Source organism: Pseudonocardia sp. P-1 (assembly GCF_058111925.1).
The window spans coordinates 737,177-751,415 of the sequence record NZ_CM176614.1; the positions used below are offsets into that span (position 1 = coordinate 737,177).

Consider the following 14,239-nt stretch of genomic DNA (forward strand, 5'->3'; position numbering starts at 1 on the left):
GCGTTGAGCGGGCCGGTCAGCAGCTCCGCGCGCCGGGCCAGGCACTCCCCAGCGTCTCCGGGTCGCCGTCGGCCTCGGCGACGGCGACGGCCTCGGTCAGCGCGTCGAGTCCGGCGGCGCCGTCGAGGGAGTGCGCGGCACCGAACCCGAGCGTCGCCAGTACCGACGCCAGTGCCCGCGGCTCCCCCACCCGGCGTGCCGCGACCAGCGCGTCCTCGGCGACGGCGCGGGCACCGGCGTAGTCGGCCCGGTCGAGCAGCGCGCCCGCGTAACCGGCGAGGACCTCGGCGCGGGCGGCGACGGCGGTGTCGGCCGGATCGTCGCCGGCGGGCAGGGTGGCGACGGCGCGCCGGTAGGCCTCCTCGGCCTCGGCCAGCTGGCCCGCCGCACCGAGGTAGCGCCCGAGCCGGGAGCGCAGCACCGCCTGTTCGGTGCCGGGGGGCGCGTCGGGCTCGCCGAGCCGTTCGGAGAGCAGCGCCACGGCCGAGTCGTGGTCGCCCGCCAGGGCCGCCGCGGACGCGGCGCGCTCCAGGTAGCGGCTGCGGTCGCGGACGGCGTCGGGGACCGGCAGCGTCGCCGCGCGCAGCCAGTGCCGGTGCGCCTCGGCGTAGCCGCGCAGCCGTTCGGCCTCCTGCGCCGCGTCGAGGGTCGCCTCCAGCGCCTCGTCCGGGCGCCCGGCGAGCTGCCAGTGGTGGGCGAGGCGGGCCGCCGACCCGGGGACGCGGTGACCGCCGTGCAGCGCGGTGGCGTAGCGGCCGTGCAGCTCGACCCGCTCGGCGGGGAGCAGGTCCGCGGAGACGACCTCGGTCATCAGGCCGTGCCGCAGCGTGTAGCCGTCGGCACCGGCGACGACGACGAACCCGGCGTCGGCCGCCTCCCGCACGGCCGCGGCCAGCTCCGGCCCGTCGACGTCGACGACGGCGGCCAGCAGCGTGTGCTCGACCTCCCCGACCCCGGCCGCCACGGCCCGCACGACCTCCACCGCCCCCGTCGACAGCCCGGCGGCGCCCGCCCGCACCAGCTCGCGGACGGTCTGCGGCACGCCCCGCGGGTCCCCGTCGAGCACGGCACGGACGGTCTCGCGGGCCAGGAACACGTTCCCGCCGGAGTGCCGCCACACCAGGTCCTCGACGTCGTGGCGCCCCGGTGCCCACTGCGCGACCAGCTCGGCCAGCTCGTGCCGGGGCAGCGGCTCCACCCGGGCGAAGCGCACGCCGCGGTGGCGGCGCAGCTCCCCGGTGAGCCCGAGCAGGTCGATCGGGACGCCACCGGCCGGGTCGTCGCGGTAGGTGCCGACCAGCAGCACCGGCGACGACGACAGCGCCGCCAGCAGGTAGGCGAACAGGTCGCGGGTGGAGCGGTCGGCGCGGTGCAGGTCGTCGACGACGAGCACCACCGGTGCCCGGCGGGCCGCCCGCTCGACGACGGCTGCCAGCTCGCCCAGCATCTCGACCCGCCCGGCCGGCCCGTCGGCGCGGTCCAGCCGGGACAGCGCGGCCGCGCACTCCCGGCCCAGCGCGCCGCGGGTGCGGGACTGCTCGCGCAGCGCCGACACGACGGGCCAGAACGGCGGGGCGTCGGCGATGTCCAGCGCGCGGCCGGACAGCACGACCGCGCCGCCGCTCGTCGCGGTGCGGCCGAACTCCGACACCAGCCGGGTCTTGCCGACCCCCGCGTCGCCGCCGAGGAGCACGGCCGAGGCCCCGCCGGCGACGGCGTCACGCAGCGCGTCGGCGAGCAGGTCCAGCTCCGCGACTCGGCCGTGGAACACCTCGGCCGGTGTCTCCCTCACGCCCGGCCACGATAGTGACGGTGTCGTCACCGTTCCAGGGGTCCCACGGCGACGGTGCGCCGGGCGAGCAGGATCGACAGCCAGGCGTGGATGCGGGCGTCGGGCTCGCAGCCCCGGCCGTCCCACGGGTGCAGCAGGTCGGCGTACCAGGAGGCCTCGGTGCGGGCGTCGTCGACGAGTTCGTCGCCGCCGCACAGGGCCAGCGCCAACTCGCAGGCGGCGCGCACTCGCCACACCCAGAGCCGCTCGAACACCGTCACCTCGACACCGTCACGTCCGGGCACTCGTCGGGGCACCGCCGGTGGTTACAGGCGCGGCGTCACGATCCGGCGACCTCGACCTCGACCACGACCTTGCCGACGGCCCCGCCGGACCGCAGGTGCGCGACGGCGCCGGGGGCGTCGTCCAGGGACACGACCCGGTCGACGGTGGCGCGCACCCGGCCGTCGCCGACCAGGCCGAGGACCGGCGTCAGCGCCGCGGCGACGGCCGCCCGCTCGTCGGCGCTGCGGACGCTGAAGGTGGTGCCGATCAGGCGGAGCCTGCGGAAGGACAGGGTGTTGAGGTCCAGCGTCGCCGACGGGCCGGCGAGCCGGCCGATCTGCACGACGGTCCCGCCGATCCGCACGGCGGGCAGGGCCGCGGCCAGGTGGTCGCCGCCGACGAAGTCCAGCACGACGTCGACGGGCCCGTCGAGGTCGCCCAGCGCGTCGACCCCGACGAGCGGGACCGCCCCCGCGTCGACGAGCGCGGCGCGCTTGGCGGGCGAGGTCGTCGTCGCGAGGACCGGTGCGGCCCCCAGCGCGGCGGCGAGCCGGATCGCGACCTGCCCGACCCCCGTACTGCCGCCGAGCACCAGCACGGCGCCGCCGTCGGCGCCGAACCCGGCCTGGGTGACCAGCGCGTCGTGCGCGGTCTCCAGCGCGACCGGCAGCGCGGCGGCGTCGGTCCAGGACAGGCCGGACGGGACCGGCAGGGCGCGGCGGGCGTCGACGACGGCGTACTCGGCGAACGCGGCGGGCGCCGACGCGAACACCCGGTCCCCCGGCCCGCGGCCCGGGGCACCGGTGACGCCCGGACCCGCGTCGACGACCTCACCGGCGAGCTCCATGCCCGCGGTGAACGAGCCGTCGTCGTCGGCGTGCGGGACGGGATAGCCGCCACCCAGCGCGAGCAGGTCGGCCCGGTTCACCCCGGCCGCCCGGACCCGCACGAGCAGCTCCCCCGGGCCCGGGACCGGGGTGTCGATCTCGTCGACCTCCCAGGTCCGGGCACCGGGACGGCCGCGCAGGGCCCGCATCACTTCTTCCGGGGGCGCTTCTCGCGGACCCGGACCGAGACGCGGATCGGCGTGCCGCCGAACCCGAACTCCTCGCGCAGCCGGCGCTCGACGAAGCGCCGGTAGCCCGCCTCGAGGAACCCGCTGGTGAACAGCACGAACGTCGGCGGGCGGGTCTGCGCCTGCGTCGCGAACATGATCTTCGGCTGCTTGCCGCCGCGGACCGGCGGCGGGGTCGCGGCGACGAGGTCGTTGAGCCACTGGTTGAGCCGCCCGGTCGGCACCCGGGTGTCCCAGGACTCCAGCGCGCGGTTCAGCGCGGGCGCGATCCGCTGGGTCGACCGCCCGGTCAGCGCGGAGACGTTGACCCGCTCCGCCCAGCGCACGCTGATCAGGTCGCGCTCCAGCTCACGGGTGAGCTGGTGGCGGCGCTCCTCGTCGACCTTGTCCCACTTGTTGAACAGGATGACCAGGGCGCGCCCGGACTCCACCACCATCGTCAGGACCCGCTGGTCCTGCTCGGCGATCGGCTCGGAGGCGTCGATCAGCACCAGCGCGACCTCGGCGGACTCGATCGCGGAGCTCGTCCGCAGCGAGGCGTAGTACTCCATGCCCGAGGCCATCTTGACCCGCTTGCGCAGGCCGGCGGTGTCGACGAAGCGGAACACCTGGCCGTCGAGCTCGACCAGGGAGTCGACCGGGTCGACGGTGGTGCCCGCGACGTCGTGGACGACCGACCGCTCCTCGCCCGCCAGCTTGTTCAGCAGGCTGGACTTGCCGACGTTCGGCTTGCCGACGAGCGCGACGCGGCGCGGACCGCCCCCGGAGGCACCGAAGTCGTCGCGCGGGGTCTCGGGGAGGATCTCCAGGATCGCGTCGAGCAGGTCACCGGAGCCGCGGCCGTGCAGGCCGGACACCGGGTGCGGCTCGCCGAGCCCGAGCCGCCACAGGTCGGCGGTGTCGGAGGTGAGCCGGTCGTCGTCGACCTTGGTGGCGCACAGCATCACCGGCACGTCGGCGCGGCGCAGGACCCGCGCGACGGCCTGGTCGGTCGCGGTGGCGCCGACCGAGGCGTCGACGACGAGCAGCACGGCGTCGGCGAGGCGCATCGCGGTCTCGGCCTGCTTCGCGACGAACCCCTGCAGGCCGGCGGCGTCGGGCTCCCAGCCACCGGTGTCCATCAGCTTGAACCGGCGACCGTTCCACAGCGCGTCGTAGACGACGCGGTCGCGCGTCACCCCCGGCACGTCCTGCACGACCGCCTCGCGACGGCCCAGCATGCGGTTGACCAGGGTCGACTTGCCGACGTTCGGGCGGCCGACGACGGCCAGGGTCGGGGTCGCCAGCATCTCGTCGGGGTCGATCCCCGCGGTGACGACGCCCTCCTCGTCGACGGCCACGAACTCCGTCGGGTCCAGCCCGAGCCGGTCCATCTCGGCCCGGTCGGCCGCGTCACCGATCTCGACGCCGCTGCGGTACGCCCCGCCGAGGCTCGTTCCGCGTTCGCTGCTCTCGCTCACTGCTCTCTCACGTCCCCGGCCGCGTCGGGCCGTGTCACTTGCCTGTGTTCGTTGTCCAGTTCGCGGACCAGTGTCCGCAGGGCCTCCGTGACCTCGGTGGTCGCGGCGGCCAGGCCGTTCCGTCCCGGCGCCGTCGGCGCCGGCAGCGGGTCGCCGACCAGCACGTCCACCCGGGGGCGGAGGCGGCGGGCCGCACCCGCCGGGCGGTGCGTACCGCGCACCGCCACCGGCAGCAGCGGCGCCGATGCCGAGCGGGCCAGCCAGGCCGCGCCCTGCCGGGCACTGCCGATGTCGCTGCCGACCTCGCCGGTGCCGCGGGTGCCCTCCGGGAAGACGGCGACCATGCCGCCGTCGCGCAGGACCTCCAGCAGGGTCGTCAGCGGCCGCCGGTCGACGACGTCACGCCGCACCGGCACCTGTCCCAGCCACCGCAGCAGTGTCCCCACGATCCCGGAGAACATCTCCGCCTTCACCAGGAACACCACGCGGCGCCCGAACATGCCGAAGAGCAGAGGTCCGTCGACGAACGCGCTGTGGTTCGCGACGAGCACCACCGGACCGGTCGCCGGGATCCGCTCCCGGTGCCGGATCCGCACCCGGAAGAACGGGACCCACAGCCAGGTGCCGATCCAGCGGCCGAGGTCGTGCAGCCACCCGAGAGCGTCCTCCGGCAGCGCACGCGCCCGGCTCACCCGTCCAGCCCCCGCGCGGACACGAGCTCGCGCAGCTTCGCCAGCACCGCGTCCGCCGACAGGTGGTCGGTGTCGAGCACCAGCGCGTCCGCCGCCGCGTAGAGCGGGGAGACGCGGCGCGACGAGTCGAGCCGGTCCCGGCGTTCGACGTCGGCGAGGGTGACGTGCAGGTCGGCCTTGCGGCCCGCCTTCTCGTCCTGCCGCCCGCGCCGCGCCGCGCGGACCTCCGGCGACGCCGTCAGGTAGACCTTGAGGGGCGCGTCCGGCACCACGACGGTACCGATGTCGCGTCCCTCGACGACCATCCCGCCGTTGCTCTCGACCGCCGCGCGGATCAGGGCGTGCTGGCGGGCGACCATCTCGGCCCGGACCTGCGGCACCGCGGAGACGGCCGAGACGAACCCGGTCACCTCGGGGCCGCGGATCGGGCCGGAGACGTCCTCGCCGTCCAGGGTGATCGTCGGGGCGACCGGGTCGGTGCCCGACTCCAGACGGGCCCCGATCGCGGCGCGGGCGATCTCGTCCTCCGCCGCACCCTCGCCCAGGCCGGCGCGCAGCGCGGCCAGCGTCGCGGCGCGGTACATGGCCCCGGTGTCCAGATAGGCCGCCGAGCAGGCCTGCGCCAGCCGTCGGGAGACGGTCGACTTGCCCGTCCCGGACGGACCGTCCATCGCGACGACGCCCCGCAAGGCCACCTTGTTCCCCCACCGTGTTCGAGTTGCTGCGTCCGGCATTGTCGCCGGTCGGCCCCCGACACGACGGGGCGGGGTGTCCTACTGGGGCAGATCGGTGCGCAGCGCCCGCGCCCCGTGCAGGTAGACGTGCCGCATCGCCGAGCGCGGCTTCGGGGTGTCGACGTGGGCGAGCAGCCGCAGCACCCGCGGCAGCGCGCCGGGCACCGACATCTCGGTGGCGCACATCAGCGGCACGTCGGTCAGCCCGAGCAGCCGTGCCGCGTACGCCGGGAACTCGGCGGTGAGGTCCGGGGTGGCGGTGAACCAGATCGAGATGATGTCGTCGGACACCAGCTCGTTGCGCTCAAGCACCGCGGTGACCAGCTCGGCGGAGCGGTCGAGGATCTGCCCGCGGTCGTCGGCGTCGACCTGGGTCGCGCCCCGCAGGGCCCGCACGGCCATCAGAGACCCACCGCCTTGTACAGGGAGCCCACCTCGACGCGGTCGAGGGGACGCAGCTTGCCGGGACGCTGGTTGCCCAGGGCCACGGTCCCCACGTGGGTCCGGACCAGGCGCTGCACCGGGTGGCCGACCTCCGAGAGCATCCGCCGCACGATGTGCTTGCGGCCCTCGTGCAGGACCAGCTGCACGGTGGCCCGGCCGGGGACGGCGTCGACGAGCTTGAACGAGTCGACACGGGCGATGCCGTCGTCCAGCTCGATGCCGTCGCGCAGGCGTCGCCCGAGGTCGCGGGCGATCTTGCCCTCGATCTCGGCGAGGTAGGTCTTGGGCACCTCGTAGGACGGGTGCATCAGCCGGTGGCCGAGCTCGCCGTCGTTGGTGAGCAGCAGCAGCCCCTCGGTCTCGGCGTCGAGCCGGCCGACGTGGAACAGCCTCTGCGCGGTGTTCATGATCTCGACACGGTCGGCGAGCAGGTCACCGACGCAGGGCCGGCCCATGTCGTCGGACATCGTGGAGTGCAGCCCGAACGGCTTGTTCAGCGCCAGGTAGACCTGGTCGTCACGCAGGGTGACCCGGGCGCCGTCGACGTGGACGACCGCGGTGTCCGGGTCGATCCGGCGGCCCTGCTCGCGGACGGTCTCGCCGTCGACCTGCACGCGTCCCTGCGCGATGAGGTCCTCGGCCGCGCGCCGGGAGGCGACGCCCGCGCGGGCCAGCACCTTCTGGAGCCGGACGCCGTCGGGGTCGTGTGTGTTGCTCATGGTGCCTAGCTTTCCAGGTCGTCGATCGCGTCGATGTCGGGCAGCAGCGGTGCCAGCGGGGGCAGCTCGGCCACGGAGGAGATCCCGAGCCGTTCGAGGAACAGCTCGGTCGTCCGGAACAGTGTCCCCCCTGTGTGTTCCTCGGTGCCGGCCTCCTCCACCAGTCCACGGGTGAGCAGGGTGCGGAGCACGCCGTCGCAGTTGACGCCGCGGACCGCGGAGACCCGTGCACGGGTGACCGGCTGGCGGTAGGCGACGACCGCGAGGGTCTCCAGCGCGGCCCGGGTCAGCCGGGCGCGCTGGCCGTCCATCAGCATCTTCTCGACGTAGGGGGCGTAACGGTCGCGGGTGTAGAATCGCCAGCCCTCCCCCGCGCGGCGCAGGTCGATGCCGCGCCGGTCGGCGGTGTAGGCCAGCGACATCCGGTGCAGCGTCTGCCGGATCCGCGACGGCGTCTGGTGCAGCGCCGTGGCCAGGGACGGCTCGTCGACGGGGGCGTCGACGACGAGCAGCAGCGCCTCCAGTGCGTGCTCGAGCTCGGTGTCGTCGGCGAGCTCGTGGAACTCGGGCTCCTCGGGTTCCGGCTCGTCCCGGGTTCCGGGTTCCTCGGTTCCGGGTTCCTCGGTTCCTGGGTCCGCTGTTCGCGGGCCCTCGGCTCCGTGGGCTGTGTTCTCCGGCCCGGCCGCGTTGGCCGGCCCGGCTGCGTTGGCCGGCCCGGCCGCGGCGCCGGTCGCGGTCCCGGCTGCCGGGACAACCGTTGTGTCACCGGGCCCCGCCGCGGGGTGCTCGGTCGCCGGGGCGGCGTGGCCGGACTCGCGCCCGCCGGGGCGCCCGGACCAGTCGCCGTCGGCGTCGAGCGTTGCGAATGCGTCGTCGCGAGCACGGTTTCGCAGCGCTCGATGGTCCGCCGACGTGTCGGAGGCGGTGGCATCGCCGACGGTGAGGTCTCCGAACCCATCGAGATGCACGTTTCCGCCCTCGGCAGGGCCGGAACGCGCGTCTCGATCGCCCGGACGGGGCGTCACAGGTGTGGCGGTGGCGGGCTCGGGCTGCTCCGAGGTGTGCGCCCCGGCCGCCCCGGTGGCGGCGCCGGCATCTGTGTGATGTGCCCCGGCTCGATCAACAGCGACGCCGTCGGCAGCCGCGCGATCGGCGACGACGCCATCTGCCACGGCGCCGTCGCTGTCGGCCGACGGATCCACGTCGTCGGCGGGCTCCGCGGTGCGGGCGAGCTCGGCGTCGGCAGTGGTCGCGTCCTCGTCGGCGGCGTCGGCCGTGGCCTCCGGCTCCGGGGCGGCTCGCTCGTCCGCGCCCGGCGCGACCTGCGGCGACGCGGTGGCGTGCGGGCTGCGCGGCACCGTACGGCCGATCAGGCGCAGCAGCTCGGACGGGTCCTCCGGGTCGTCGGAGCCCGGCCGGTCGTCCGGCTCAGTCACCGGTGGTTCCGGTCCTCTCGTCGTCGGGTTCGGGACGGTGCGCGTGCAGATCGTCGAGGTCCTCGTCCGGGCCGACCGGATCCGCCTCGTCCGGGCGGTCGAGGTCGGAGTCCGGACCGCCGAGGTCGTCGAGGTCCGTGTCCGTGTCCGTGTCCGTGTCCGTGTCCGTGTCCGTGTCCGTGTCCAGATCGTCCGCGTCCCGAGCATCCGGGTCCGCTCCGGAACCGGAGTCCGCATCGGGATCGGAGTCCGGGTCGGAGTCGGCGACGGAGTCAGGGGCGGAGCCGGGGCCGGACGCGACCGACTCGTCGACGCGGTTCCTCTTCCGGCGGCGCCGGTTGCGCGCCCGCACCGCCTCCTCGGCGGCCGCGGCCTCGTCCTCCAGCGCGGCGGCGTAGGCGACCGGGTCGTCCTCGCGGTCCGCGGTCCAGGTGACCGTCAGGTCGGCGAACGCCTCCGGCTGCTCCAGGGCGACCGAGCGCTCCCGGTACAGCTCCAGCAGCGCCATGAACCGGGCGATGACCTCCAGCGTCGCGACGCAGTCGGCGGTCAGGTCGGCGAAGGTGGCCGTCCCGGCGAGCGCGAGCCGCTCCCGCAGGATCGCCGCGTGCTCGGGCACCGACACGTGCACCGCGTGCAGGTGGTCGACGCCGACCTCGTCGGGCGGGCGGGGCCGGAACACCGCGGCGGCGAGCTCGGCGAAGGCCTGCGCGTCGACGCCGAGCAGCACCTCGGGCAGGAGCTCGGCGTAGCGGTCCTCGATCGCGACCGAGCGCGGGAAGCGGCGCATCGCGCCGTTCTCGAGCTCGACGAACAGCGCCGCGGCCTCCTTGTAGGCGCGGTACTGCAGCAGCCGGGCGAACAGCAGGTCACGGGCCTCGAGCAGGGCGAGGTCGTCCTCGTCGTCGACCTCGGCGCCGGGCACGAGCCGCGCGGCCTTCAGGTCGAGCAGGGTCGCCGCGACGACCAGGAACTCGGTGATCTCGTCGAGGTCGGCGTCGTCGCCGAGGTCGGTGAGATGGGCGATGAAGTCGTCGGTGACCTTGTGCAGGGCCATCTCGGTGAGGTCGAGCTCGTGCTTGCCGATCAGCTGCAGCAGCAGGTCGAACGGGCCCTCGAAGTTGTACAGCCGGACGGTGAAACGACGGGTCCGCGGCGCGGCGACGTCGTTGTCGTCGAGACCGTCGCCCAGACCTTCGGGAGCACCGTCGGCGAGCAGTGTCACCGGGCGATGACCTCGCGGGCGAGCATCCGGTACGCCTCCGCGGCGTACGACGTGGGCGCCCACGTCGTGATCGGCTCACCGGCGACCGTGGTCTCCGGGAACTTGATCGTCCGGTTGATGACGGCGTCGAACACCTTGTCCCCGAACGCCTCCACCACGCGGTCGTGGACCTCACGGGTGTGCAGCGTGCGGGTGTCGAACATCGTCGGCAGCACGCCGAGCAGGCGCAGGTCCGGGTTGAGCCGCTCGGTGACCTTGTCGATGGTGTCCATCAGCAGTGCCACGCCGCGCAGCGAGAAGAACTCGCACGCCAGCGGGATGAGGACCTCGTCGGCGCAGGCGAGCGCGTTGATCGTGAGCAGGCCCAGCGACGGCTGGCAGTCGACGAGGACGATGTCGTAGTCGGGCAGGAACCGCTTGAGGGCACGGCCGAGTGCCTGCTCCCGGCCGACCTCGGTGACGAGCTGGACCTCGGCCGCCGACAGGTCGATGTTCGACGGCAGCAGGTCCAGGTTCTCGACGCCGGTGTCCTGGAGCACCTCGTCGGCCTCGACGCCGCGTTCCATCAGCAGGTTGTAGACGGTGGACTCGAGCTGGTGGGGCTGCACGCCGAGGCCCACCGACAGCGCGCCCTGCGGGTCGAAGTCGACGAGCAGGACCCTGCGGCCGTACTCGGCGAGCGCGGCCCCGAGGTTGATCGTCGACGTCGTCTTCCCGACGCCGCCCTTCTGGTTCGCCACCGCGATCACGCGGGCCGGGCCGTGCACCGACAGCGGTGCGGGCTCGGGAGCGCGCGCGCTGGTGGTCTGGGTGCCTCGCCCGTGATCCGGCGTCGGCTCGTCGCTCGGGTCGTCGAGCCTGCCCTGGGCCTCCGGCCGCGTCGGGTTCATGCGGTCTCCGGTCTCGTCGCGGGTACCGTGCCGGGTCCCGGGTCCCGGTCAGGGCCTGAGACCGCACTGCAGGAGATGTCCCCACGTGCGGCGACGTCCCCGTCGGGCCACGTCGCGGTATGGATTTCCAGGTCACCCTACCTGCGGGCGGGCGCCGTCCGGCCGACGGTGCGCCCCGGCGTGTCGCGCCTCAGCGGGCGGGCAGGACCGAGACCCCGCCCGCGCTGCTCTTCGCGGTGATCCGGTGGTCGGCACCGGGCTGGTCGGGGACGCCGACCTCGGTCGATCCGGCGGAGCTCTCGGCGGTCACCTCGTAGGCCGGACCGACCGGGACCCGGATCCCGACGCCGCCGGCGCTGGACTCCGCGGTCACGTCCGCGGCCGCCGCGGCGAAGGTCAGCTCGACCGCGCCGGCGCTGGACCTCGCCCGCACGTCGCCCGGTCCGGCACCGGTGGCGCTGACCTCGCCCACCGACGACGTCAGGTCCAGCGCCCCGGTCAGCCCCTGGACCTCGATGCCGCCCGCACGCACGTCGACCAGCGCCGACGACGCGGCGGGCGCGGTCACCACGAGACCGGCCTGGCAGCGGTCGCTGCCCTGGTCCGGGCAGCGGACGGTGATCCGCAGGACGCCGCCGTCGACCTTCTGCTCGACCTGCGGGCGGGCCTCGCCGGTCCACCGCAGGTCCTGCTCGACCGACGCCTTCTCCCCCGCGACCAGGCGCAGCGCCCCGGCGTCGGAGTCGACCTCGACCCGGGTGACCGTCCCGTCGACGGGCTCGTTCACCGCCTCCTGCCGCTCCTGCCCGGCGGCGACACCACCGCATCCGGCCAGGAGGAGTCCGGCCGCCGCCAGTGTCGTCACCCGTGTCGCCCACGCTCCGTGCCGCATGGGTCCCGGAACGTAGTGCCCGCGCCCCTCAGCCGCGGGCGCGGGGGTGCGCGGTGGCGTAGACCTCGCGCAGCGTGTCGACGGTGACGTGGGTGTAGATCTGCGTGGTCGCGACGCTCGCGTGCCCGAGCAGCTCCTGCACCACCCGCACGTCGGCGCCGCCGGAGAGCAGGTGGGTGGCGAAGCAGTGCCGCAGGGTGTGCGGGGAGACCGCGGCGACGACGTCGCCGGGCAGCCCGGACGCCTCGGCGGCGGCGCGCAGCACGTGCCAGGCGCTCTGCCGGGACAGCCGGTTGCCGCGGGCGTTGAGCAGCAGCGCCGGGCTGCCCGTGCCCCGTCCGGCGAGGTCGGGCCGGGCCCGGACCCGGTAGGCGTCGACGGCGGCCAGCGCGGGACGCCCGACGGGCACGATCCGCTGCTTGTTCCCCTTGCCGTGCAGCAGGATCGTCCGCGCGTCCGGGTCCAGGTCGTCGAGGTCGGCGCCGACGACCTCGGAGATCCGGGCGCCGGTGGAGTACAGCAGCTCCAGCAGGGCCCGGTCGCGCAGCCCGACCGGGCCGTCGGACACGCAGCCGGCGAGGAGCTGGTCGACCTGGTCGACCGACAGCGCGGACGGCAGCCGCGAGCCCAGTGCCGGCGGCGCCACTCCGGCCGCGACGTCGGTCGGGGTGAGTCCCTCGTGCAGCGCGAACCGGTGCAGCCCGCGCACCGCGGCCAGCGCCCGCGCCGCCGAGGACGCGGCCAGCGGGCGCTCCCCCGTGCGCAGCGCCGTGACGAACGCGGCGACGTCGGCCTCGGCCACCTGGGTCAGCTCCGCGCGTCCCAGGTGGTCGAGGTGGTCGAGGTAGCGCCCGAGGTCGAGCCGGTAGGAGCGCAGGGTGTTCTGCGCCCGCCCCCGTTCGACGGCCAGGTGGTCGAGGTAGTCCTCGGCCACCCGGCGCACGGTCGGCACCGTCAGTCCCGCAGGGCCGGGACGACCTCGCGCTCGAACAGCTCGATGCCCGACCGGTCGTAGGCGGCCTCGGGAAAGTAGAAGATGCCGTAGCTCATGCCGACGGCCTGCAGCGCGGAGAGCTTGTCCACGATCTGCTCCGGGGTCCCGACACCGGGCATCCCGCGGAACGCACCCAGCGCGCCCTGGGCCTTCTCCGCACCGACGATCGGCTCCAGCCGGGCGACGAGCCGGGCGAGCCGCTCCTCCACCTCGGCCTCGGTGTGCCCGATCGCGACGTTGTAGTTGGCCGAGCGGACGATGGCGTCGTAGTCGGTGCCGACGTCGCGGCAGTGGTCGGCGAGCAGCGCCGACTTGTGCCGGAAGCCGTCGAGGGTGCCGTCGAAATTGGTGTACTGCGCGTACTTCGCGGCGATCTTGAGGGTCACCTTCTCGCCGCCGCCGGCGATCCACAGCGGGATGCCGCCGTCCTGGAGCGGGCGGGGCGCGACGATGGCGTCGTCGACGGTGTAGTGCTTCCCGTGCAGGGTGGCCCGGCCCTCGCGCCAGGCCTGGGCGAAGATCTGCACGCCCTCGTCGAGCATGCCGAGCCGCTCGCCGGGCCGGGGGAAGCCGTAGCCGTAGGCGCGCCACTCGTGCTCGTACCAGCCGCCGCCGATGCCCATCTCGACGCGGCCCTTGGAGATGACGTCGGTGGTGGCGGCGACCTTCGCCAGGTACGCGGGGTTGCGGTAGGCCATGCAGGTGCACATCTGGCCCAGCCGCACCCGCTCGGTCGTCGCGGCGAAGGCGGCCATCAGGCTCCACGCCTCGTGGCAGGCCTCGTCGGTGGGCGCGGGGACGGTGTGGAAGTGGTCGTAGACCCAGACCGACTCCCAGACGTCGCCGCGGTCGGCGTGCTCGGCGAGGCCGCGCATCACGTCCCACTGGGCGGCGGGGTCGATGCCGACGAGGTCGAGACGCCAGCCCTGGGGCACGAAGAGTCCGAAACGCATGCGCAGAGCCTAGGACGGCCGTCGCGCGGCGGCCCGTGAGGGCAGTCTGCACAGTGGTCGGCCCCGGGACGGGCACATCGCCCCGTGACTCTCTGACCTGCACCTACCGTTCTCGCAACCAGGCGGGAGTCGGCCCTGAGCCAGTTCCTGCTCGGCTCGACACCCGGTCTCGGGATGGGTTCTGGGACGCCTTCGTCGCCGTCACCCTCGGCGCGGTGATCCTGGAGCTGGTCTCGATCCGCGTCGGGGTCATCGGCTGCGAGGAGGGCCTGAACACCTCGCTGCCGGCCCGCTGGACCGGCTGCGGCCACGGCGGCGGCGCGCTGATCGGCGTCGCGATCGGGGGTGAGCCTCGTCGACTGGTTCGGCGTGCGGTCCGGGGTCTCGGCCGAGGGCCTGGTCACGCTGATCGGCGGGCTGCCGGTCCGGGCGTGGTCGCTGGTGTTCGGCCTGGTCGTCACCATGATCGTGCTGTGGGGCTTCGGCTCGACCGGGGTGGTACGGGTGCACCGCGGGGCGGGCGGGCCGGCCCGCACCCTCGGCGAGGCCGGGGACGCGGCCCGGCCCGAACGGGTACGCCACGTGCTCGGCGCCGACCTCGCCGACCCGGACGAGCGCCTCGCCCTGCATCGCGCGTGTCGCAGCGTGCTGTTCCACAGCTGATCGCGG

At 74.8% G+C, this 14,239-nt stretch carries 14 protein-coding genes and 1 pseudogene; 1 reads left to right on the plus strand and 14 read right to left on the minus strand.

The window, feature by feature from the left end; genetic code table 11:
• Positions 1–16: 16 nt before the first annotated feature.
• From AC0GKK_RS03530 to AC0GKK_RS03595, 14 genes and pseudogenes are all read right to left on the minus strand, one after another.
• The gene (locus AC0GKK_RS03530) at positions 17–1,792 is read right to left on the minus strand and encodes an ATP-binding protein (RefSeq protein ID WP_489883157.1); all 1,776 of its coding nucleotides are present in this window, start codon (positions 1,790–1,792) and stop codon (positions 17–19) included.
• A gap of 26 nt (positions 1,793–1,818) precedes the next feature.
• A complete protein-coding gene (locus AC0GKK_RS03535; RefSeq protein WP_405417467.1) occupies positions 1,819–2,052 on the minus strand; it encodes a hypothetical protein in 234 nt (77 codons plus the stop codon).
• A 59-nt stretch (positions 2,053–2,111) separates the two neighbouring features.
• Complete coding sequence (locus AC0GKK_RS03540; protein WP_489883158.1) at positions 2,112–3,092, minus strand: quinone oxidoreductase family protein; 981 nt, start codon at positions 3,090–3,092, stop codon at positions 2,112–2,114.
• Positions 3,092–4,504, minus strand: coding sequence for a ribosome biogenesis GTPase Der (gene der / locus AC0GKK_RS03545; protein WP_208824014.1), 1,413 nt, complete (start codon positions 4,502–4,504; stop codon positions 3,092–3,094). Before der ends, AC0GKK_RS03540 begins: the two co-directional genes overlap by 1 nt.
• Positions 4,505–4,587: 83 nt before the next feature.
• Complete coding sequence (locus AC0GKK_RS03550; RefSeq protein ID WP_208823969.1) at positions 4,588–5,283, minus strand: lysophospholipid acyltransferase family protein; 696 nt, start codon at positions 5,281–5,283, stop codon at positions 4,588–4,590.
• On the minus strand, positions 5,280–5,954 hold the full coding sequence (gene cmk, locus AC0GKK_RS03555) for a (d)CMP kinase (RefSeq protein WP_224402974.1): 675 nt from the start codon (positions 5,952–5,954) through the stop codon (positions 5,280–5,282). Before cmk ends, AC0GKK_RS03550 begins: the two co-directional genes overlap by 4 nt.
• A gap of 102 nt (positions 5,955–6,056) precedes the next feature.
• Positions 6,057–6,419, minus strand: a complete 363-nt coding sequence (gene aroH / locus AC0GKK_RS03560; protein WP_062394311.1) for a chorismate mutase — start codon at positions 6,417–6,419, stop codon at positions 6,057–6,059.
• Positions 6,419–7,180 carry a pseudouridine synthase gene (locus AC0GKK_RS03565; protein WP_489883159.1) on the minus strand — a complete coding sequence of 254 codons (762 nt, stop codon included), beginning with the start codon at positions 7,178–7,180 and terminating at the stop codon, positions 6,419–6,421. The genes aroH and AC0GKK_RS03565 overlap by 1 nt, the downstream gene beginning before the upstream one ends.
• Positions 7,181–7,185: 5 nt before the next feature.
• Complete coding sequence (gene scpB, locus AC0GKK_RS03570; protein WP_489883160.1) at positions 7,186–8,616, minus strand: SMC-Scp complex subunit ScpB; 1,431 nt, start codon at positions 8,614–8,616, stop codon at positions 7,186–7,188.
• A 355-nt stretch (positions 8,617–8,971) separates the two neighbouring features.
• Positions 8,972–9,835, minus strand: a pseudogene (locus AC0GKK_RS03575) (segregation and condensation protein A); the annotation flags it as partial.
• Positions 9,836–9,837: 2 nt separating this feature from the next.
• Positions 9,838–10,731, minus strand: a complete 894-nt coding sequence (locus AC0GKK_RS03580) for a ParA family protein (protein WP_482637328.1) — start codon at positions 10,729–10,731, stop codon at positions 9,838–9,840.
• A gap of 190 nt (positions 10,732–10,921) precedes the next feature.
• Positions 10,922–11,596 (minus strand): DUF4097 family beta strand repeat-containing protein, encoded by a 675-nt coding sequence (locus AC0GKK_RS03585; protein WP_489883161.1) that lies wholly within the window; start codon positions 11,594–11,596, stop codon positions 10,922–10,924.
• Between the two features lie 55 nt (positions 11,597–11,651).
• A complete protein-coding gene (locus tag AC0GKK_RS03590; protein WP_178375003.1) occupies positions 11,652–12,575 on the minus strand; it encodes a site-specific tyrosine recombinase XerD in 924 nt (307 codons plus the stop codon).
• Positions 12,576–12,577: 2 nt separating this feature from the next.
• Positions 12,578–13,570: an LLM class F420-dependent oxidoreductase gene (locus AC0GKK_RS03595; protein WP_224402739.1), complete on the minus strand. Its 993-nt coding sequence runs from the start codon at positions 13,568–13,570 to the stop codon at positions 12,578–12,580.
• 345 nt (positions 13,571–13,915) lie between these two features.
• Between AC0GKK_RS03595 and AC0GKK_RS03600 the strand changes: the two genes are divergently transcribed.
• On the plus strand, positions 13,916–14,233 hold the full coding sequence (locus AC0GKK_RS03600; RefSeq protein WP_208823957.1) for a hypothetical protein: 318 nt from the start codon (positions 13,916–13,918) through the stop codon (positions 14,231–14,233).
• Positions 14,234–14,239 lie beyond the last annotated feature (6 nt).

What these genes read in the sequence shown, in the direction of transcription:
- AC0GKK_RS03540 (WP_489883158.1), bottom strand. Translation starts at nt 3,092, where the DNA reads ATGCGGGCCCTGCGCGGCCGTCCCGGTGCCCGGACCTGGGAGGTCGAC.
- AC0GKK_RS03595 (WP_224402739.1), bottom strand. Translation starts at nt 13,570, where the DNA reads ATGCGTTTCGGACTCTTCGTGCCCCAGGGCTGGCGTCTCGACCTCGTC.
- aroH (WP_062394311.1), bottom strand. Translation starts at nt 6,419, where the DNA reads ATGGCCGTGCGGGCCCTGCGGGGCGCGACCCAGGTCGACGCCGACGAC.
- cmk (WP_224402974.1), bottom strand. Translation starts at nt 5,954, where the DNA reads ATGGACGGTCCGTCCGGGACGGGCAAGTCGACCGTCTCCCGACGGCTG.
- AC0GKK_RS03565 (WP_489883159.1), bottom strand. Translation starts at nt 7,180, where the DNA reads ATGAGCAACACACACGACCCCGACGGCGTCCGGCTCCAGAAGGTGCTG.
- AC0GKK_RS03580 (WP_482637328.1), bottom strand. Translation starts at nt 10,731, where the DNA reads ATGAACCCGACGCGGCCGGAGGCCCAGGGCAGGCTCGACGACCCGAGC.
- der (WP_208824014.1), bottom strand. Translation starts at nt 4,504, where the DNA reads ATGGACCGGCTCGGGCTGGACCCGACGGAGTTCGTGGCCGTCGACGAG.